At 70.7% G+C, this 19812-nt stretch carries 22 protein-coding genes; 13 read left to right on the top strand and 9 right to left on the bottom strand.

Features of this window, described 5'->3' with window-relative positions; translation table 11 throughout:
• Nucleotides 1–84 precede the first annotated feature (84 nt).
• A complete protein-coding gene (locus ABEA62_RS08830; RefSeq protein ID WP_286216206.1) occupies nucleotides 85–330 on the top strand; it encodes a type II toxin-antitoxin system Phd/YefM family antitoxin in 246 nt (81 codons plus the stop codon).
• Nucleotides 327–752, top strand: coding sequence for a type II toxin-antitoxin system VapC family toxin (locus tag ABEA62_RS08825; RefSeq protein WP_286216205.1), 426 nt, complete (start codon nucleotides 327–329; stop codon nucleotides 750–752). The genes ABEA62_RS08830 and ABEA62_RS08825 overlap by 4 nt, the downstream gene beginning before the upstream one ends.
• Here the strand turns inward: ABEA62_RS08825 and ABEA62_RS08820 are convergent.
• The 3 genes from ABEA62_RS08820 to ABEA62_RS08810 are packed head-to-tail and all read right to left on the bottom strand — an operon-like array spanning nucleotide 749 to nucleotide 2871.
• Nucleotides 749–1474 (bottom strand): energy-coupling factor transporter transmembrane component T family protein, encoded by a 726-nt coding sequence (locus ABEA62_RS08820; RefSeq protein WP_286216204.1) that lies wholly within the window; start codon nucleotides 1472–1474, stop codon nucleotides 749–751. The genes ABEA62_RS08825 and ABEA62_RS08820 overlap by 4 nt on opposite strands.
• Entirely contained in the window at nucleotides 1471–2178 is a 708-nt protein-coding gene (locus ABEA62_RS08815) for an energy-coupling factor ABC transporter ATP-binding protein (protein ID WP_286216203.1), read from the bottom strand. Before ABEA62_RS08815 ends, ABEA62_RS08820 begins: the two co-directional genes overlap by 4 nt.
• 9 nt (nucleotides 2179–2187) lie before the next feature.
• Nucleotides 2188–2871: a biotin transporter BioY gene (locus tag ABEA62_RS08810; protein WP_286216202.1), complete on the bottom strand. Its 684-nt coding sequence runs from the start codon at nucleotides 2869–2871 to the stop codon at nucleotides 2188–2190.
• Between the two features lie 130 nt (nucleotides 2872–3001).
• Between ABEA62_RS08810 and ABEA62_RS08805 the strand changes: the two genes are divergently transcribed.
• Nucleotides 3002–4600: an ABC-F family ATP-binding cassette domain-containing protein gene (locus ABEA62_RS08805; protein WP_345379683.1), complete on the top strand. Its 1599-nt coding sequence runs from the start codon at nucleotides 3002–3004 to the stop codon at nucleotides 4598–4600.
• A gap of 37 nt (nucleotides 4601–4637) precedes the next feature.
• On the opposite strand, the gene ABEA62_RS08800 is transcribed toward ABEA62_RS08805, so the two are convergent.
• Nucleotides 4638–5438: an SURF1 family protein gene (locus ABEA62_RS08800; protein ID WP_286216201.1), complete on the bottom strand. Its 801-nt coding sequence runs from the start codon at nucleotides 5436–5438 to the stop codon at nucleotides 4638–4640.
• Nucleotides 5439–5501: 63 nt separating this feature from the next.
• Between ABEA62_RS08800 and fabG the strand changes: the two genes are divergently transcribed.
• The 4 genes from fabG to ABEA62_RS08780 are packed head-to-tail and all read left to right on the top strand — an operon-like array spanning nucleotide 5502 to nucleotide 8458.
• Nucleotides 5502–6206 carry a 3-oxoacyl-ACP reductase FabG gene (gene fabG, locus ABEA62_RS08795; protein WP_286216199.1) on the top strand — a complete coding sequence of 235 codons (705 nt, stop codon included), beginning with the start codon at nucleotides 5502–5504 and terminating at the stop codon, nucleotides 6204–6206.
• 37 nt (nucleotides 6207–6243) lie between these two features.
• On the top strand, nucleotides 6244–7011 hold the full coding sequence (gene fabI, locus ABEA62_RS08790; protein WP_286216198.1) for an enoyl-ACP reductase FabI: 768 nt from the start codon (nucleotides 6244–6246) through the stop codon (nucleotides 7009–7011).
• Nucleotides 7012–7016: 5 nt separating this feature from the next.
• A complete protein-coding gene (locus tag ABEA62_RS08785; protein ID WP_286216197.1) occupies nucleotides 7017–7529 on the top strand; it encodes a SixA phosphatase family protein in 513 nt (170 codons plus the stop codon).
• The gene (locus ABEA62_RS08780) at nucleotides 7526–8458 is read left to right on the top strand and encodes a glycoside hydrolase family 88 protein (RefSeq protein ID WP_286216196.1); all 933 of its coding nucleotides are present in this window, start codon (nucleotides 7526–7528) and stop codon (nucleotides 8456–8458) included. Before ABEA62_RS08785 ends, ABEA62_RS08780 begins: the two co-directional genes overlap by 4 nt.
• Nucleotides 8459–8508: 50 nt before the next feature.
• Here the strand turns inward: ABEA62_RS08780 and serB are convergent, their stop codons facing one another.
• On the bottom strand, nucleotides 8509–9144 hold the full coding sequence (serB, locus tag ABEA62_RS08775; protein WP_286216195.1) for a phosphoserine phosphatase SerB: 636 nt from the start codon (nucleotides 9142–9144) through the stop codon (nucleotides 8509–8511).
• Nucleotides 9141–10382, bottom strand: coding sequence for a glucose-1-phosphate adenylyltransferase (glgC, locus tag ABEA62_RS08770; protein ID WP_286216194.1), 1242 nt, complete (start codon nucleotides 10380–10382; stop codon nucleotides 9141–9143). Before glgC ends, serB begins: the two co-directional genes overlap by 4 nt.
• Nucleotides 10383–10452: 70 nt before the next feature.
• On the opposite strand from glgC, the gene glgA reads away from it, so the two are divergent.
• From glgA to ABEA62_RS08750, 4 genes are all read left to right on the top strand, one after another.
• A complete protein-coding gene (glgA, locus tag ABEA62_RS08765) occupies nucleotides 10453–11655 on the top strand; it encodes a glycogen synthase (RefSeq protein WP_286216193.1) in 1203 nt (400 codons plus the stop codon).
• Between the two features lie 11 nt (nucleotides 11656–11666).
• Nucleotides 11667–12452, top strand: coding sequence for an ABC transporter ATP-binding protein (locus ABEA62_RS08760; protein WP_345379677.1), 786 nt, complete (start codon nucleotides 11667–11669; stop codon nucleotides 12450–12452).
• Nucleotides 12453–12524: 72 nt separating this feature from the next.
• Nucleotides 12525–12992, top strand: a complete 468-nt coding sequence (locus ABEA62_RS08755; RefSeq protein ID WP_286216192.1) for an NfeD family protein — start codon at nucleotides 12525–12527, stop codon at nucleotides 12990–12992.
• Nucleotides 12992–14074: an SPFH domain-containing protein gene (locus tag ABEA62_RS08750; protein ID WP_286216191.1), complete on the top strand. Its 1083-nt coding sequence runs from the start codon at nucleotides 12992–12994 to the stop codon at nucleotides 14072–14074. The genes ABEA62_RS08755 and ABEA62_RS08750 overlap by 1 nt, the downstream gene beginning before the upstream one ends.
• An 87-nt stretch (nucleotides 14075–14161) precedes the next feature.
• Here ABEA62_RS08750 and ABEA62_RS08745 read toward each other — a convergent pair whose 3' ends face one another.
• Nucleotides 14162–15163 (bottom strand): DUF2157 domain-containing protein, encoded by a 1002-nt coding sequence (locus tag ABEA62_RS08745; RefSeq protein ID WP_286216190.1) that lies wholly within the window; start codon nucleotides 15161–15163, stop codon nucleotides 14162–14164.
• A gap of 278 nt (nucleotides 15164–15441) precedes the next feature.
• On the opposite strand from ABEA62_RS08745, the gene ABEA62_RS08740 reads away from it, so the two are divergent.
• Nucleotides 15442–16257, top strand: a complete 816-nt coding sequence (locus ABEA62_RS08740) for a TrmH family RNA methyltransferase (RefSeq protein ID WP_286216189.1) — start codon at nucleotides 15442–15444, stop codon at nucleotides 16255–16257.
• Nucleotides 16258–16263: 6 nt separating this feature from the next.
• On the opposite strand, the gene ABEA62_RS08735 is transcribed toward ABEA62_RS08740, so the two are convergent.
• Nucleotides 16264–18114, bottom strand: coding sequence for a glycoside hydrolase family 13 protein (locus tag ABEA62_RS08735; protein WP_345379673.1), 1851 nt, complete (start codon nucleotides 18112–18114; stop codon nucleotides 16264–16266).
• A gap of 185 nt (nucleotides 18115–18299) precedes the next feature.
• On the opposite strand from ABEA62_RS08735, the gene ABEA62_RS08730 reads away from it, so the two are divergent.
• Entirely contained in the window at nucleotides 18300–18998 is a 699-nt protein-coding gene (locus tag ABEA62_RS08730) for a hypothetical protein (protein ID WP_345379671.1), read from the top strand.
• Between the two features lie 15 nt (nucleotides 18999–19013).
• Here the strand turns inward: ABEA62_RS08730 and ABEA62_RS08725 are convergent, their stop codons facing one another.
• Complete coding sequence (locus ABEA62_RS08725) at nucleotides 19014–19505, bottom strand: hypothetical protein (protein ID WP_345379669.1); 492 nt, start codon at nucleotides 19503–19505, stop codon at nucleotides 19014–19016.
• Nucleotides 19506–19812: the final 307 nt, after the last annotated feature.

Raw genomic sequence — 19812 nt, 5'->3', positions numbered from 1 at the left:
GCGAAGGTGTCCGCCACGCTCTGGTGCCGACTGGGCGTCGGTCGTAAAGTAGCGATGTAGCGACAACGGTGAAGGAGCGCGCGCATGGCGGTCAAGATGTTCACTGCACGGGATCTGAATCAGCGCACGAGCGTGGTGACGCAGGCAGTTGATGAGGGCAACGAGGTCCTCATCACCAAACATGGGCGGGTCGTCTACCGGCTGAGTGCCATCGAATCCGCGGTCGAGCGCGCGACGCTCCTCGAGGTCATGAGGGTGTTGCCGGACTCCGGCGGAGTCGACGTCGATTTCGATCACGTCGCTGGAACCATGCGCGAGGTCGACCTGTGATCTTCGCGCTCGATACCAACGTGCTTTCCGCGCTGCGCAAGCGGGATTCGGCGGTGGAGCGATGGGCGGGCGGCGTCGAGGCCGACGCGACCTACGTGCCTGCACCGGTGCTGATGGAGATCCGGTACGGGATCGACAGGCTGCGGCTGCGTGGGGACGAGGCACAGGCGCGGACGCTCGACGCGTGGCTCGAGGCGCTCGTCCACACCTTCGGTGGACGGGTCCTCGACCTCACGGCCGAGGCGGCGATCGTGGCGGGCCGACTCCTCGCCCATCCCCAGGCGCCCGGCATGGCCGACTGCATGATCGCCGCGGTCGCACACGTGCACGGGGCGACGGTCGTGACCGGAAACGCTCAGGACTTCGCCCGCACCGGCGTCCCGTGGATCAATCCTTGGGACGGCCCTGAACTCGCGCCCTAACTCGTGGAGTTCTCGGGGTCCCCAGGGACGGCCTCGCGCACGGGAGGCGACGGAAGAACCGGGGCCACGGCATCGTCCCCTTGCGGGGCCGGGCGAGGGGTGGCCTTTGCCGCGCGGCCGTGTTCCGCGATGCCGCGGGCGTGAAGCGCCTGCCCCAACTGGAGCGCGAAGCCCACGGTGCGTGACGCGGAGGGGAACAGGATCGCGCGGACGTCGCGATCAAGGCCGCGGGCACGGGCGGCCACCCTGGCCTCGGTGAGGATGCGGGCGGCCTCGGGGATCGAGCGCAGCGTGAGCGAGACCATCACGCCAATGGTCTCGGGCGGCAGGATCCACTTGAGCGGCGTCGCGAGGGTGGTGATGAAGTCGAGCATCGCGCCCATGGAGGTCGAGCTCGTGATCGCGAGGGCGAGCGCCGCGATCGAAATGAGGTCGCCCGCGAGGTCGAGAGCGCGCACGTACTCCCCGCGCCACAACTGGAAGAGCGTGGTGAGCGCCGCGATCACGATGATGAACGCCATGCCCTTGAGCGTCGCCTTGAGGGGAGGGAGGGTCGAGGCGAGCAGGAGGAGGCACGCGGCCGTGATGCCGATGGTCGTGACGGGATCCGACACGGCGATGGTCGTGATCGAGATGCCCAGCAGCAGGAGCATCTTGAACCACACGGGTGCCCGGTGCAGCGGCGTGCGCCGCGGCCGGTACAGCCCGAGCAGCGAGATCACGCGGTGGCGCCCTGCGTCGCGCGGCCGAACATGAGGTCGCGGTAGATCCCCACGGCCTCCTTGGGATCGCCGTCGAAGACCACGCGGCCCAGGTCGACCACGAGCGTGCGCTCGGCACGCGCCGCCGAGTCGAGGTCGTGCGTGACCTCGATGACCTGGAGCGGCAGCGAGCGCAACAGCGCGCCCACGTGGGCGCGCCAGCGCAGGTCGAGCAGTGTGGTCGGCTCGTCGGCGACAACGATCTCGGGGGTGCACGCAAGCACGCCCGCGAGCGCGAGCAGCTGGCGCTGGCCTCCCGAGAGCGCGTTGACCGAGACGTCGGCCTTCGCGGCGAGGCCGATCTCCTTGAGCGCGGCCATCGCGGCCTCCTCGCGCTCCTTGCGGTTCTTGATCACGCGCCGCAGCGAGAGCGCCACGTCCTCGACGCCCGTGGGCATGATGAGCTGCGCGGAGGGGTCCGTGAAGAGGTAGCCCACCTTACGGCGCACCTGCGCCCCGTTCTTCTGCGTGTCGAGGCCGTCCACCTCGACGGAGCCGGTCACCGGCAGCACGAGGCCGTTGATGAGACGCGCCAGCGTGGACTTGCCCGAACCGTTCGCGCCGATGATGCTGATGCGGTCCTCGGTGAGGGTGAGCGTGGTGGGCTCGAGGATCGGCACACCCGAATCGGGCGCGACGACCGCCGCCTCCTTGAACTCGATCATGCGTCAAGGTTAAGCGGTGGCGGCCGCCGCCTTGTCCTCCGCACCGTCGCAGGAGGCCGCGACGACGGCGCGGGCCGATCCCAGCAGGCCGGGGTAGGCACGGTGGATGGTCGCGGCGACCAGTCCGGCGAGCACCACCTTGATGAGGTCGCCCACCAGGAAGGGGATGACGCCCACGGTCACCGCGGACACGCAGTCGGGGTCGGTGAGGCCGCTGCAGCCCACGGGCATGATCGTCATGCCGGTGCGCCAGGCCAGCCACGGCACGCCGACCATGTAGACGGCGGGAAGGGACAGCAATCCCACCCCGATGAGCGCGGCAGCGGCGACTCCGCGGCGTGCGAGGATCCCGGCACGCGCCAGCGCCGAGGCGCTCGCGCCCAGGACCACGGCGGCGAGCATGAAGCCGATCAGGTAGCCGCCCGTGGGGCCGGTGAGGACCGCGAGACCGGCGGCTCCGTTCGCGAAGATGGGCAGCCCGGCGAAGCCAAGGATCAGGTAGAGCGTCACCGCGGCCAGCGCGCGCCATGCACCCAGGACCAGGCCGGAGAGCACGATTGCGAACGTCTGCAGCGTGAGCGGGACGCCGCCCACGAGCGTGATCTCGGGCACGAGCGTCGATGCGGCGATGAGGCCCGCGAAGACGGCGATGAGTGCGATGGACTGGCCGGCGAGGCCGCGGTGCTGAGCCATGGGAACCCCCTGGGATAATGGACGCGGCAACCCTAGCCGCGCGCCCGGTCCACGCACCGGGGTTTCGCCGGGGGTGCGCAAACGTTGTGGGAACCCCACCATCACCAGTCATCAGCCGCAGGGAGAACGTGTGATCATCGCCAAGGATCTGGAGGTCCGCATCGGCGCCCGTGTGCTGCTGCACCCCTCGACCTTCCAAATCGGACCCGGCGACCGGGTGGGACTGGTCGGGCGCAACGGCGCCGGCAAGACCACCATGACGCGCATCCTCGCGGGCGAGGCGCAGCCCACGGGAGGCTCGGTGTCCCACAAGGGCAGCATCGGCTACCTGCCTCAGGACCCGCGCGAGGGCGAGCCCACGCAGCTCGCGCTCGATCGCATTCTGGCCGTGCGGGACCTGGCCGCGCTCGCCTCCAAGATGCGCGAGGCGGAGGAGGGCATGGCGAGCCCCGACCCGAAGGTCATGGAGAAGGCCATGGACGCGTATCCGCGCATCGAGGAGCGCTTCCGCGCGGCAGGCGGCTATGCGGCCGAGTCCGAGGCGCAGCGGATCGCCGCGAACCTGGGGCTCGACGAGCGCATCCTGGGTCAGCCGCTCGGAACCCTGTCCGGCGGTCAGCGCCGCCGTGTCGAACTCGCGCGCATCCTGTTCTCCGACGCCGAGACCCTGCTGCTGGACGAGCCCACCAACCACCTTGACGCGGACTCGATCGTGTGGCTACGCGGCTTCCTCGCGTCCTTCCCCGGTGGACTCGTGGTGATCTCCCATGACGTCGAGCTGCTCAGGGCGTCGGTGACGCGCGTGTTCCACCTCGACGCGAACCGCGGCGAGCTCGACCAGTACGCGCTGGGCTGGGACCTGTACCTGCGCCAGCGGGAGACGGACGAGAAGCGCAGGCGACGCGAGCGCGACAACGCCGAAAAGAAGGCCGCCGCGCTGATGGCGCAGGCCGCGAAGATGAAGGCGACCGCCACCAAGGCCGTCGCGGCGCAGAACATGGCCAAGCGCGCCGAACGCATGCTGGCGGGTGTCGAGAGCGAGCGCGTGCAGGACCGCGTCGCGTCGCTGCGCTTCCCGACGCCGGCGGCGTGCGGCAAGACGCCGCTGCGCGCCGCCGAGCTGTCGAAGTCGTACGGCTCTCTCGAGGTGTTCACCGATGTCGAGCTGGCGATCGACCGCGGCTCGCGCGTCGTGGTGCTGGGACTCAACGGTGCCGGCAAGACCACGCTGCTGCGCCTGCTGGGAGGCGTTGAAGACCCCGACACCGGCGAGGTGCAGCCGGGGCACGGCCTCAAGCTGGGCTACTACGCGCAGGAGCACGACACTCTCGACATGGACGCGACGGTGCTCGAGAACCTGCGCCACGCGGCCCCCGACCTCGACGACACCGCGGTGCGCAACGTGCTCGGCTCGTTCCTGTTCATCGGGGACGATGCCTACAAGCCGGCCAAGGTGCTCTCGGGCGGCGAGAAGACCAGGCTCGCGCTCGCGACCCTGGTGGTGTCGCAGGCGAACGTGCTGCTCCTCGACGAGCCGACGAACAACCTGGACCCGGCCTCGCGTGCGGAGATCCTGCGTGCGCTGCGCACCTACGAGGGCGCCGTGGTGCTCGTCACGCACGACGAGGGCGCCGTCGAGGCGCTCGAGCCCGAGCGCGTGTTGCTGCTGCCCGACGCCGTCGAGGACCTGTGGAACGAATCCTACAAGGAGCTCATCTCCCTGGCGTAGCGGGTCGGCCACTGGGCGACGCGGGGACGCGGGGACGCTACAGCGCGTCCTCGATCTCCTCGTCGGTGGGGCCGGACCGGCGGGACGCGCGCGCGGCGGTGCGCGGGGCATCGTCTGTGTCGCCGCGGGAACCGCGCCGGGCGATCACGATGCCCGCCGCGGGCGCGAACAGCGCGAGGGCGAACCACTGCCATGCATACGCGAGGTGCGGCCCCAGGCTGAGCGTGGGCAACGGCACCTGCCCGCCGAACGAGTCGACACACGTGCCGTCGAAGCACGCCTCGCGCACCATCGCGTAGCCGTCGATGGGCTCGAGCGAGGGCGGGGGCATCTGGAGCGGCGTGACGCGCGTGGCGCCGTCGTCGCGGCGGCCGTCGTCGGGCTCCGCGACGCGCAGCACGGCCGTGACCTCGACCTCACCGGTGGGCAAGTCCGCGAGCGCGAGATCCTCGTCGGGCCCCGGCACCGGCACGTAGCCGGCGTTGAGGAGCAGCGACCGGCCGTCCTCGGTGTCGAACCACACCAGCACCTGATACACGCGTTCGCGGTCGATGGGCCGATTGCGCAGCAGCGTCAGCGAGTCGGAGTCGAACATGCCCGACACGGAGACCGTGGTCCACTCGGCGTCGCCCACGGCCGCGCCGGGAGGCACTGCGGCGGCCAGCGGGACAGGATCGGCCTGCGCATTGGCCTCGTAGAGCGCGATCGCCTCGGCGCGCGCCTCGTGCCGGCCCCACTGCCAGAACCCCGCCCGCACGGCGACCGCCGAGATCGCGGCGATGAGCAGGACGGCCCCGATCACGCGGACGATGCGCGCGGCGCGGGAGGCGGTGGTCACCCGCACGATGCTAGTGGGCGCGCTTTTCGCGCGCGGCCCCGGCGCTCCGCTACCGTGGCCCCCATGACCCGCCACGTCCTTGTCACCGGAGCCGCGCGCGGCATCGGCCGCTCCCTCGCCGAGGCGTTCGTCGCCAATGGCGACACCGTGTCGACCATCTACCGCGGGGGAGACCTCCCCGACGGAGTGACCGGAGCGATCGCCGACGTCACGGACACCGATGCCGTCAACGCGGCCTTCGACGAACTCGAGGCCCAGCACGGGCGCGTCCGCGTCCTGGTGGCCAACGCCGGCATCACGCGCGACGGGCTGCTCATGCGCATGTCCGACGACGACTTCTCGCAGGTGCTCGACGTCAACCTCACCGGCACGTTCCGCTGCGTGCGTCGCGCCGTGAACTCGATGATGCGCGAGCGCTACGGGCGGATCATCCTGATCGGCTCCGTCGTGGGCCTCATGGGTAACCCAGGCCAGGTCAACTACTCGGCCTCCAAGTCCGCCCTGGTCGGCATGGCGCGCTCGATCACGCGCGAGGTGGGCGCCCGCGGCATCACCGCGAATGTCATCGCACCCGGCTTCATCACCACCGACATGACGGCGGAGCTGCCCGAGGACACCGTCAAGCAGTACGAGTCGACCATTCCTGCCAAGCGCTTCGGTTCTACCGCCGAGGTCGCCGCCGCCGCCGTCTACCTCGCGTCCGACGCGGCCGGCTACGTGTCCGGCGCCGTGCTGCCCGTCGACGGCGGACTCGGCATGGGCCACTAAGCCAGCCCCAGCATCGTCCCAATCCCCAGGAGGAACCATGGGCATCCTTGAAGGCAAGAGCATCCTCGTGACCGGAGTGCTCACCGAGGGCTCGATCGCATTCGACGTGGCGCGACTGTGCCAGGAGCAGGGCGCCACCGTGGTGCTCACCGGCGTGGGTCGCACGTTCAAGATCACGCAGGCCATGGGCCGCCGCCTGCCCGTCGAGGCGCCCGTGGTCGAGCTCGACGTCACCGATCCCGCCCACCTCGAGGCGCTCGCCGACCGCGTGCGCGAGCACGTTCCGCACCTCGACGGCGTGGTCCACTCGATCGGCTTCGCCCCGCAGTCCGTCATGGGCGGCAACTTCATGTCGGGCGAGTGGGAGGACGTGTCCACGGCCGTGCACATCTCCGCGTACTCGCTCAAGGCGCTCGCGCAGGCCACCCAGCCGCTGCTCACCGGCGGCGGCTCGATCGTCGGCCTCACGTTCGACGGTCGCTTTGCGTGGCCGGTGTACGACTGGATGGGAGTGGCGAAGGCCGCATTCGAGGCCGTCAACCGTTACGTGGCGCGCGACCTGGGTCCGCTCGGGATCCGCTGCAACGTCGTGTCTGCGGGCCCCATCAAGACCACCGCGGCCAAGCACATCCCCGGATTCGACCAGATGGAGGGCCGCTGGTCGGAGCGCGCGCCGCTCGGCTGGGATTCCTCCGCGACCGAGCCCACCGCTCGCGCCGTGACCGCCCTGCTGTCCGACTGGTTCCCCGCCACCACCGGCGAGATGATCCACGTGGACGGCGGCGTCCACGCCATGGGACAGTAGCTGACGTGCCTACGCTCATTCTCGCTCGTCACGGCAAGGCCGAGGCCCCCGCGCCCGGTCTTCAGGACATGGATCGCGCGCTCGCGCTGATCGGCCGTAAGGCCTCCACCAAGCTTGGCGAGGTGATCGCGCGCGCCGGGATCCGCCCCGACCTGGCGCTCGTGTCCTCGGCCGTGCGCACGCAGCAGACGTGGAAGCTCATGGCGCCGGCGTTCGCGCCGGCCGAGGAGCGCTTCCTCGAGGACCTCTACGAGACCAACGTGGCGGGCGTGCTCGACGTCCTGCGCGAGGCGGGCGACGCCGACACCGTGGTGGTCGTGGGTCACGAGCCCACCTCCTCCGCCGTGGCCGCGTATCTCGCGGGCTCCGGCTCGGACAAGACCGCGCTGCAGCGCGTCGCTCACGGACTGCCGACCGGGACTGCCGCCGTGCTCGAGATCGACGTGCCATGGGCCCAGGTGGACTCGCGCTGCGGCCGCCTGCTGCACGTCCTGTCCGGCCGCGACGTCGAGGAGTGACCGCCACGTCCTCGCTCTGGCGTGCGCTGCTCTCGATGCAGCGTTTCGCCTGGGAGCAGGGCGTCGCGTCGCACGCCGCGATCGACTCGGGTGACCTTGACCTCGCGCGCGCCCTCGCGCGCGATGCGGTGGTGCGCGCCGACTCCGACGGCCAGTTGGGCGGCATGGACGATGCCGGGGCCGTCAACTCCGGCGCATTGCTCGAGGCGGCGCTGCTCTTGGGTGAGGCCGACTCGGGTGCCGCGGAGGCGGCCCAGCGCGAGCGTTGGTGGCTGCTGCGGCATGCGCCGCGCGACGACTGGGGCGTGCTGCACCACCTGAAGGGCTCGTCGGAGGTGTGGGCCGACTCGGTCTACATGGTGGTGCCCGCACTCGTGGCGTCGGGGGACCTGGCGCCCGCCGACATGCAGTACCGCATGCACCGCGAGCAGCTGTGGAATCCCTCGACGGGGCTCTACGCGCACCGCTACGACATGGCGACCGGCACGCTGACGCGCGCCGAGCCGTGGGCGAGCGGCAACGGATGGATCGCGGCCGGTCTCTCGCGCGCGCTGCACCTGGGCGTCGAGGCCGAGTCCGTGCGGGTGCGGTGGGAGTCGGAGACGCGCGCGTTGCTGGACGCGGTCGCGCGCCACGAACGCGCCGACGGGCGGTTCCACGACGTGCTCGACGACGCGGAGTCGTTTGTGGACGGCGCCGCGGGACTGATGTTCGCGTATGCGGCATTCACCGGTGTCGCCGACGGCTGGCTGCCGGGAGAGTACGCCGAGGTTGCTGCACGGTGGGCCGATGCGTCACTCGCGCGCGTCGACGAACACGGGCTTGTGCGCGAGGTGTGCGGGGCGCCCGGCTTCGATCGTCCGGGCGTGAGCGTCGAGGCGCAGGCCTTCGCGATCATGGGGATCGCTGCGCGGGAGCGGGTGGGCTAGGGCTAGAGACCCTCGACCCGCCGCCGCGATGGGTCGTCTCGACCCGTCGCCTATGACGCGCGGTCGAGAATGATGTCGAGTGCCGCGTCGAGCCGAGGGCCGTTGAGCGCGTAGTCCGCCTTCTCCTGCACCACGGGCTTGGCGTGCCACGCGATGCCGAGTCCTGCGGCCGCCATCATGTCGAGGTCGTTCGCGCCGTCACCGATCGCGACCGTGTCTCCCATCGCGCAGCCCACCTCGGCGGCGAACTCGCGCAGCGTCGCGGCCTTGACCGCGCGGTCGACCACCAGCCCCGTGGTGCGACCGGTGAGGACGCCGTTCTCGACCTCGAGGCGGTTGGCGCGGAAGCGGGTGATGCCGAGTCTGGCAGCCAAGGGAGCCACCACCTCGACGAAGCCGCCCGAGACGAGCGCGACCTCCCAGCCACGCGACTGAAGCGCCGCGATGAGTTCGGGCGCGCCGGGGGTGAAAGACACCTCCGCGAGGACCTCGCCGAACACCGTGTCGGGCACCCCGGCCAGTGTGGCCACGCGCTCGCGCAGGGATTCCGAGAAGTCGAGTTCGCCGCGCATCGCGCGTTCGGTGATGTCGGCGACCATCTCACGCGTGCCGGCCCGAGCGGCGATGAGCTCGATGACCTCGGCGGTGATCAGGGTGGAATCGACGTCGAGGACGCACAACCTCATGCCGTGACGACCGTGCCCTTCGCGACCACCGTGATGCCGCTCTCCGTGACGGTGTAGCCGCGAGCCAGATCCGCCTCGCGGTCGATGCCCACGCGCGCGCCCTCCCGAACGTCGACGTTCTTGTCGAGGATCGCGCGGTGAACCTGGGCGTGGCGGTGAATCTGCACGTTGTCGAGCAGCACCGAGTCCGACACGGTCGACCACGAGTGCAGCCGCACGCCGGGGGAGAGCACGGAACCCGTGACGGTCGCGCCCGACACGATCACGCCGGGAGACACGATCGAGTCGGCGGCGTGGCCCAGGCGGCCCTCCTCCGAGTGGATGAACTTCGCCGGCGGGTGCGTGATGAGTCCCTGGTGGACGGGCCAGTCCTCGTTGTAGACGTTGAAGACCGGCTGCACCGCGATGAGGTCCATGTGGGCGTCGTAGTACATGTCGAGCGTTCCCACGTCGCGCCAGTAGTCGCGGTCGCGGTCGGTCGAGCCGGGGACGTCGTTGCGGATGAAGTCGTAGAAGCCGCACGTGCCGCGGTCCACGAACCACGGGACGATGTCCCCGCCCATGTCGTGCTTCGAGGCCGGGTTGTCGGCATCGGCCGTGAGTGCGGCGAGCAGGGCGTCGGCGTTGGCGACGTAGTTGCCCATCGACGCGAGGATCTCGTGCGGGCTGTCGGGCAGGCCTTCGGGGTCCTTGGGCTTCTCGAGGAATGCGCGGATGCGGTCGGGCGTGGCCGGGTCGACGTCGATGACGCCAAACTGGTCCGCCATCTCGATCGGCTGGCGAATGCCGGCCACCGTGAATTCGGCACCCGACGCGATATGCGCGTCGACCATCTGCGAGAAGTCCATGCGATAGACGTGGTCGGCGCCCACGATCACCACGATGTCGGGCTGCTCGTCCTCGATGATGTTGACGGTCTGATAGATCGCGTCAGCGCTGCCGAGGTACCAGTGCGGGCCGCGGCGCTGCTGAGCGGGGACCGGAGCCACGTAGTTGCCCAGCAGCGGCGACATGCGCCACGTGCGGGCGATGTGGCGGTCCAGCGAGTGCGACTTGTACTGCGTCAGCACCACGATATGGAGATACCGCGAGTTCACCAGGTTGCTCAGGGCGAAGTCGACCAGCCGGTAGGTGCCCCCAAAGGGGACCGCGGGCTTCGCGCGAGAAGCGGTGAGGGGCATCAGTCGCTTGCCCTCACCTCCTGCAAGGACAATGGCGAGAACTTTCGGCGCTGACATATGGCCAGCATAGGGGGAAAGCGGACGCCAGCGCCGGTCCACGCCGGAGGGAACCGCTAGCGTGGGAGTCATGCGCGTCGACATCCTCAGCCGTGAGTACCCGCCCCACATCTACGGAGGAGCGGGCGTCCATGTGACCGAGCTTGCTGCGGTGCTGCGTGAGCATCTTGACGTGCGCGTGCGGGCGTTCGACGGCCCGCGCGAGGAGCCGGGCGTGACCGGATACGACGCGCTTGGCGGCGGCGTCGGGGACGCGTCGCTCGACGTGCTCGCGCACAACCTGCCCATGGCCAAGGACTGCGCGGGTGCGGACCTGGTGCACTCGCACACCTGGTACGCCAACATGGCCGGACACCTCGCCGCACGGCTGCACGGCATCCCGCACGTGCTGTCGGCGCACTCGCTCGAGCCCCTTCGCCCATGGAAGGCCGAGCAGCTGGGCGGCGGCTACCGCGTGTCGAGCTGGATCGAGAAGACCGCCTACGAGGCCGCCGACACCGTGATCGCGGTGAGCGAGGGTATGCGCAAGGACGTGCTGCGCTGCTACCCGAGCATCGACCCCGCCAAGGTCCAGGTGGTCCACAACGGGATCGACGTGGACGCGTGGGCCGCGCCCTCGACCGATGAGGAGCGCGCGGCGGCCGCGGCCGTGGTCGCCGACCACGGGATCGACCCCTCGCGCCCCGCGATCGTGTTCGTGGGCCGCATCACGCGCCAGAAGGGTCTGCCCTACTTCCTCAAGGCCGTCGAGCAGCTCCCGGCCGACATCCAGGTGGTGCTGTGCGCGGGCGCCCCGGACACCAAGGAGATCGCGGCCGAGGTCTCGGGCGCGGTCGAGAAGCTCCAGGCGCAGCGCGATGGCGTGATCTGGATCGAGAAGATGCTCCCGCGCAAGGAGCTCGTGGCGGTGCTCGACGCGTGCACCGCGTTCGTGTGCCCCTCGGTCTACGAGCCGCTGGGAATCGTCAACCTCGAGGCCATGGCCGTGGGCTTGCCGGTGGTCGCGACCGCGACGGGCGGCATTCCCGAGGTGGTCGTGGACGGCGTGACGGGCACCCTGGTGCCGATCGCGCAGGTCGACGACGGCACCGGCACGCCGCTCGACCCCGAGGGCTTCGCGCGTGACCTCGCCGCGGCGCTCACGGACATGGTGTCCGACCCCGAGCGCGCGCGCCGCATGGGAGAGGCGGGTCGTGAGCGGGCCGCCGAGAGCTTCTCGTGGGAGGCGATCGGGGAGCGCACCCTGGCCGTCTACCGGTCGATTCTTGGATAGGCTCACGTCCCATGACTGAGGTGCTCAGGTTCGAGGGCGTGAGGGTGCGTCGAGGCGACAACGAGATCCTGAGGGAGATCGATTGGACCGTCTCGGACCAGGACCGATGGGTCATCCTGGGCCCCAACGGCGCGGGCAAGACCACGCTCATGTCGATGGCATCCGCGCGCCTGCACCCCACCGAGGGCACCGTGACCGTGCTCGGCGAGACCCTGGGCGACACCGACACGCGCGAGCTGCGCGTGAGGGTCGGACTGTCGAGCGCCGCGCTCGCCGACCGCATCCCCCCGCACGAGACCGTCCGCAACGTGGTGATGACCGCCGCGCACGGCGTCACGGGCCGCTGGCAGGAGGAGTACGAGGGGCTCGACGAGGATCGCGCCGATGCCCTGTTGTGGGCCTTCGGGATGGGTGACTTCGCGCAGCGCGAGTTCTCGACCCTGAGTGAGGGCGAGCGCAAGCGCGTGCAGGTCGCGCGCGCCCTCATGCCGGACCCCGAGCTGCTGCTCCTCGACGAGCCCGCCGCCGGCCTCGACCTGGGCGGCCGCGAGGAGCTGCTCGGCGCGCTCACCGAGCTCGCTGGAGACCACCGCTCGCCCGCGATCGTCATGGTGACGCATCACGTCGAGGAGATCCCCGACGGCTTCACCCACGTCATGCTCCTGCGCGAGGGGCGCATCGTCGCCGCCGGCCCGCTCGGCGAGACACTCACCGCTCAGGCCCTCTCCGATACGTACGGCATGCCCGTCGAGCTGGCCGCCTCTGGCGGCCGCTACGCGGCCCGTCGCGCCTCCTAACTCCGCGTCCGTCCCCGGGAGGACGGGCATCGTCCCCGCGGACGATGCCGTGGCTGGGTTATCCCTGGTACGTTGGCAAACAAGGAGGTCATCGTGGACGAACAATGGCTGTGGTGGTTCATCGGCGCGATGGTGCTGGGGGCGATCGAGCTGTTCACGCTCGACCTGCTCTTCGTCATGCTGGCAGGCGGAGCGATTGCCGGCGGAGTCGCCGCCTGGCTGGGCGCGCCGTGGTGGCTCAGCGTCATCATCGCGCTGGCCGTGTCGGCCGCGCTGATCGGGCTGCTGCGCCCGTTCCTGCTGCAGAGCCTGCGCACCAAGGGCGAGGGAGCGCCGCTGACGAACACCGCGGCGCTCGTGGGCCGCGACGCGTGGGCGCTCGACGAGGTCACCGTGATGGCCGGCCGCGTCAAGCTCAATGGAGAGGTGTGGACCGCGCGCACCGAGGACGGCGCACCGCCGGTGCGCGAGGGATCCCGGGCGCGCGTCGTGAGGATCGATGGGGCGATCGCTGTGGTCGCCCGTGAAGAGGAGAACTGATGGGTGACACCGACATTTTCACGATCATCGTGTGGATCGCGCTTGCGGTCCTCGCGTTGTTCGTCATCACCGCGATCGCGAGGGCGATCGTCGTGGTCAACCAGACCCAGGCCTACCTGGTGGAACGCCTGGGCCGCTATCACACCACGATGGAGGCCGGTCTTCACCTGCTGGTGCCGTTCATCGACAAGGTGCGCGCCAAGGTCGACCTGCGCGAGATGGTCTACTCGTTCCCGCCGCAGTCCGTCATCACGTCGGACAACCTCGTGGTCGACATCGACTCGGTCATCTACTTCCAGGTGACGGACCCGAAGTCCGCGGTCTACGAGATCGCGAACTACATCACGGGTGTCGAGCAGCTCACGACCACCACGCTGCGCAACATCGTCGGAACGATGGACCTCGAGCAGACGCTCACGAGCCGTGACCAGATCAACGGTCAGCTGCGCGGCGTGCTCGACGAGGCGACGGGCAAGTGGGGCATCCGCGTCAACCGCGTCGAACTCAAGGCGATCGAGCCGCCGATGTCCATCAAGGACTCGATGGAGAAGCAGATGCGTGCCGAGCGTGACCGTCGCGCCGCGATCCTCACGGCCGAGGGCGTCAAGCAGTCGAAGATCCTCACGGCCGAGGGTGAGAAGCAGTCCGCGATCCTCACCGCGGAGGGTGAGGCGCAGTCGAAGATCCTGCGCGCCGAGGGTGAGGCCCGCGCGATCCTCCAGGTATTCGACGCCATCCACGAGGGCGACGCCGACTCGAAGCTGCTGTCGTACCAGTACCTGCAGATGCTCCCGGAGATCGCCAAGGGCACCAACAACCAGATGTGGTTCGTGCCCACCGAGTTCACCGGTGCGCTCAAGGCCGTCGCCGCGGGCTTCGGCATGGAGGAGTCGCCCGAGCCTCTCACGCGGGACCCCGAGAAGGCGAAGACGCGTGCGTCGCGCATCACCTCGGCGCTCGCGGACCCGCGTGCTGCGCTCGAGGAGGCGCGCCGTCAGGCCGAGGGCTTCGCGGCCGAGGCCGACCAGGCGGGCTCGCGTTCGGGCAAGCCGTTCGACCCGGACGCCGAGAAGGGCCAGTAGGTCCACGGCGACGATGCGACGGGCCCCGGGGGAGCGATCCCTCGGGGCCCGTCGTGCGTCTGGCTCGCCTCGGGCATGCTCGCGTGCCTACGGCGTGCGCGGGCGGCCGCGTTCGCGCACCATCATGACCGCCGCGACCACGAGCGCGACCCCCGTGACCATCACCGCGACCCAGGTCGCGAGCGCGTCGCCCACCAGCCTCTCGATGAGTCGCGGCACCGCGACGAGCATCCCGAGCCCGCCGGGGACGATGAGCAGCGTGAGCGGCGAGCGAGTGATGGCGATCACGATCATGGCGACCGAGAGTGCCACGGCGAGAGCCAACATCCACCACCGACCCTCCTCGAACGACCCCGCCTGCAGCCCGAACACCGCGACCAGTCCTCCCGTCACGAGCGCGAGGCGCGCGGGCTCGAGGCGCCGCGTCACGGCCAGCCCCACCCAGGCGAGCCCGATTGCCGCGATCGCGAGTCCGATGATCAGGGAGATGAGCTGCTCGCGGGGCTCGAGTGCGGCGGCGAGGGTCAGGGACACGAAGACGCACAGCGTGACGAGCAGGGCGAGCTGCGCGAGCGCGCGCCTGCGCAGCGCGTAGACGGTCGCGGCGACCGCCAGGGCGATCCCGCTCACGAGCGGGGCCTCGAGGTCGTCGGAGACGGTGGCGGCGTCGATCACGACCCACGCGAACCACGCGGACAGCCCCACCGTCGCCGCGAGCAGCACCGAGGCGAGGCGCTGGGCGGGCGCGGAGGGCGGACGAGAGGCGAGGGTGCCTCCCACGGCGACCACCGCGAGCAGGGCGCCGACGAGTCCGATGCGCCCTGCCGTCGGAAGGTCTCCCCACGTGCGGCTCACGAGGAAGGACACCGCCGAGACCACCAGCGCGGCGCCCAGGTAGCCCACGACCTCACCGACGAGCGCGAGCGCGCGCGGCGGTGCGGGTGGGGTGGGTGAGGGCTCCGCGTCGAGTGAGGGCGGTGAGTCGGCGTCGGCGTGAGCGGCCTCGAAGCGACGCAAGTCCTCGCCGGTGGCGGGGGAAATGACTCCCGCCTCAACCCACCGGTCGATCCTCGCGTCGAGTTCGCGCATGACCGCTTCCCTCCAGCGACGCCGACGTCACCGTCGACACCTCCAGGCTACGCCCGCGGGTCCGCGCGCGCCGGGTGGGTGGGGGCGGGATCGGATCCGCGCGCGACGCGACCCCGATCGCGGACGATTGGCCGATTCCTCCGCGTCAGGGGCGCCGCCGGCTCCGTTGGCGGGTCGATCCGGAGATCGTCCGGGATTCGGGTCGGGTCCGCGTCGCCGACCCGGCACGCCCGGCCCCACACACCCGACCCCACCCCAGTCCCTGGGAGGATGGGGGCATGCCCGTTCTCCGCATCGGCGATTCCACCGACCCCCGCCTGGCCGACTTCCGCGACCTCACGGACGTCGCCCTGAGGCGTGCGCTCGAGCCCGAGCGAGGCCTCTACATGGCGGAGGGGGCCAAGGTAATCGCGCGCGCGATCGCGGCGGGACACGCGCCGCGCGCGGTGTTGGTGAGTGAGCGATGGCTCGACTCGGTGGCGCCGCTCGTGGGCGAGGACGTGCCTGTCTACGTCGCTCCCGCGGAGCTGCTCGAGGATGTCACCGGATACCAGGTGCATCGCGGAGCCCTCGCGTCGATGGAGCGCCCCGAGCTGCCCAGCCTCGCGGAGCTCGTGCGCGGCGCGTCGCGCGTGGTGGTGCTCGAGGGGATCGTCGACCACACCAATGTGGGGGCGATCTTCCGCTCGGCCGCGGGGATCGGTGCGGACGCCGTGGTGGTGTCGCCCACGTGTGCCGACCCGCTCTACCGCCGCTCCGTCAAGGTCTCGATGGGCACCGTCTTCCAGGTGCCGTGGACCCGTGCCGAGTCCTGGCCGGGAGCGCTCGATGAGCTCCGTGCGCTGGGCTTCACCGTCGCCGGCCTCGCGCTCGCGGACGATGCCGTGGGCCTGGACGAGTTCGCGGCGCGGGTGAGCGCGGCGGAGGGTGAGGCGAGGGTCGCGCTGGTGATGGGAACCGAGGGCGACGGCCTCACGCGTCAGGCGCTCGCGCACGTCGACGAGGCCGTGGTCATCCCCATGCACGGGGGAGTGGACTCGCTCAACGTCGCCGCGGCATCGGCCGTCGCGATGTGGGCGCTGCGCGCCCGCTGACGCCCCCTACGTCAGCCGCCAGACCTGCGCGGCGGGTCCCTCGGTGCGAAGGGTGATGCGCCCGAGCCCGTTGTCGACACCGTGACGCGCGTCGAGCTCGCCGTAGAGCGTCTCGAGGCGACGCACGCCCGGGCCCAGGCCCACCGTGACCGGGCCGCAGGCATCCCGCGCGATGAGCACCGCGAGTCGCTCGTGAGGACATTCGCGCAGGAACACCAGGGCATCGTCCCCCGCGTAGACCCACCTGAGCCCGCCGTGGCGCAGCGCGCACGAGTCCGCCCTGAGGCGCCCCAACTCGCGATACGTCGCGTGAGTGGCCCCATCCCACCGGGGGCCGCCGCTGTCGATGTCGTGCCACGGCATCGGCACCCGTGCGTGTTCTCCATTGACGCCGGCGAGACCGCCCTCGTCGCCCGCGAAGACGAACGGCACGCCGGGGTACGTGTAGAGCAGCGCGGCGGCCGCGCGCTGGCGCTCCGGCGAGCCCGTGATGGTGCGGATCCGCGCCGTGTCGTGGGTCGACAGCAGGTTCCAGTTCCTGGCCGCGACGCGCCACGGCACGCCCGCGAGGAAGTCGCGCATCGTGGCGGCGACCTCGCCTCCCGTGCGGGACGGAATGGTGACCGGGGCGTCGAAGTAGCGGGCGCCCGTGCCCGGCGCGGCGAACCACTGCCACGCGGGGCGCATGAATCCCGAGTAGTTCATGGTCGCGTCCCACGCGCCGCGCCGCAGGTCAGCGGTCGCGTCGTGGCAGTGTTCGGCCACCACGGCGGCGTCGGGGTTCATCGCGGCGACGGTTCCGCGCAGGTGTTCCGCGACCTCCGCGTTGAGGTCCACGGCGCCGTGGCGGCCCGTCATGTTGGCGACGTCGATGCGCCAGCCGTCGAGCCCATACGGGGGTGCGAGCCAGCGGCGCACCGCTGAGGTATCTCCCGCGATCATGCGCTCGCGCAGCGCCTGATCGCGCCAGTCGAGCTTGGGCAGGCTGCGGTGGCCGAGCCAGCCCACCCAGTCGTCGCGGGACTCGTTCCACAGGTAGTGCGCCGCCTCGGGTGCGGAGGCATCCGCGGAGGCGGCGAACCAGTCGTGACCCGCGCCCGTGTGATTGGTGGTGAGGTCGCCCATGACGCGGAGCCCGCGCGCGTGCGCCGCGCGCGTGAGCGACGCGAGGGCGGCGTCTCCCCCCAGGAGCGGGTCGACGTGATCGAACGTGCTCGCGTCGTAGCGGTGGTTGGAACGGCCGGGGAAGAACGGCGTGAGGTACAGCGTGGTGACGCCCAGGCCGAGCAGGTGATCGAGCCGCGACTCGATGCCGCCCAGCGTGCCGCCGAAGACCTCCTTGCCCGTGCGCGGGGGCAGCGCCGCCGGTTCCGCGTCCCACGCGGTAGGGATCGCCCAGTCGGGGAGGGTGGTGGTCGGCCCGCCTTCGGGATCGCGTGCGAAGCGGTCGGGAAATACCTGGTAAACGACTGAGTCACGGAGCCATGCCGGCGCCGAGTCCTCCGTGTGGATGCTGAAGTCGTGGGCGTCGGGAACGTCGCGATGCGACACGCCGGTGCCGTTCAGCCACGCGACCTCGCCGCCCGCCTCGAGCAGGAAGCGGTAGGAGGTGAGCGGGTTGTGAAGCTCGAGGTCCGCGGCGAACCAGCGCTCGCCGTCGCGCTCGCCATCCGCCTGCGCCTCGAGGTAGACGGGCTCGCCGTCGCGCACGGTGCGGATCCACACCCGGTCCACGCCGGCCTTTGCGTCCGCGCGCATGCGCAGGGTCACGGTGTCGCCCAGGTCCACTGGTCCGTCGGGGGCGTAGAGCGCCGAGCCGTCGTGGTGGGCCCGTGCAAGCGCTTGCATTGTCGACATGGTCAGCCATAGTAGGGCCTTTTCCTCCGGGCCGTGACCGTGCCCATGGGACCGCCGCGGCCGCGCCGGCGCGGCCGCGGGGGCCGCCTTGCCGAGTGTCGGAGGGCGGGGTCATAATCGAACATACGTTCGAATGAATCGGGCGGCTGGATCAGGTGTACGGACGATGCCGGGGGTGAGGAAGCATGGAGACGGTCGAGGCGAGGATCGCCAAGGCGCGCGCCGCTCTCGGTGAGGTCCAGCTCCGGGTGGGCACCAGCCGGGACCGGTGGGAGGCGCCCACGCTGCCGCTCGCCACGGGCCTCGACGCGGTGCTGCCGCAGGGGCTGCGACGCGGCCAGGTGATCTCGGTCGAGGGATCGACCTCGCTCATGCTGGCGCTTGCCGCCGCGGCCTCGGCAGCGGGTTCGTGGACCGCGGTGGTGGGGATCCCCTCTCTCGGGGTGGTGGCGGCCGCGCGACGCGGGCTGGACCTCGCGCGCGTGGGGCTCATTCCTCACCCCGGGGTGCAGGCCGCCGCGGCCGCGGGTGCGTGCATCGACGGCATGGACGTGGTGCTGCTTGGTGAGGGGCTGGCGCTGTCCGACTCCGACAGGCGGCGGCTCGCCTCACGTGCACGCGAGCGGGGCGTGGTGATGATCGCGGGGGGTGCCTGGGCGGGGGCTCACGTGAGCCTGACCGTCGTGGAGTCACGCTGGAGCGGACTCGGGGCGGGGGACGGTCGGTTGCGCACGCGCGATCTGACGGTGCGGGCCCAGGGCCGTCAGGCGGGCCGCGCGCGGCTGGTCACGTTGACGCTCGATGGTGGCGGGCTCCCGGCGCGTCACGGCGCGGGTGTCCCGACGGGGCCCGCGCCCTTGCGTGCGCTCGGCGGCGCGGCATGAGGGGTGGCACGCGGCTCAGCTCAGGGCGGTGACGCCACTCTCGGCTGCGAGGGCGTGAATGTCGGCGAACGATGTGACCGCGCCGGCGTCCGGGAGGAGCGTGCTCACGGGCACGGCTTCGCCGGTGTGGCGTGGAGTGGTGTAGAGGATGCCATCGCTGAATGTCAGTCCGCAGAAATCCGCTTCGTCGGTGCATCGATATCCGGGGCCGTCTGCCTCGAGTGCGACCGCATGCTCGTCGTTGATGAGTGCAAACACGTACATGTCGGAATCCACCTTGAGGGAGCGCTCATCGAGAGGGCCTGACCCAGGTTGCTCGTCATAGAGACGCTCAATGCGGATCTCGATATCTTCTGAATCTTTGGAATCGGTGGCGTGCACTGTCAGCACGATGTCCTCGGCGAAGATGGCGAGATCGTCGGGCCCCTGGGGTTCTGACCAGACTCCGCGGTCGCGAATCGCAATGTCGACGATCTCACCCTCGATCACCAGATCCGATCGCTCCACGAGTTCAGAGAGGTTGTCAATGGTGTCCTCCCGAAAGCTCGTGGGCTCGGGAAGTTGTCTCCAGAGATCCACAGAGGGCGCGCTCTGACAGCCTGCGAGCACGACGAGCGGAAGGAGGGCGAGGGGGGTGAGCGCGCGCGGTAGCGGTCTCACGGGCGCTCGGGCTGGGCGCCTTTGGCTGGGTGGCCTCGGGTGCGGGTTCATGGCGTCACGGTAGTGCAGGAGTTCGCGCCGTGCTCGGCGCGAGAGGCCTCTCGGCGACTAGCGTCCTGTCGGACGCTCGTGTCACACTCGAACATATGTTCGA

It is taken from the genome of Demequina sediminis (assembly GCF_039545075.1).
Lineage (GTDB): Bacteria > Actinomycetota > Actinomycetes > Actinomycetales > Demequinaceae > Demequina > Demequina sediminis.
Note: the sequence above shows the minus strand (reverse complement) of the source record. Positions and strands in the feature narration are given on the sequence as shown.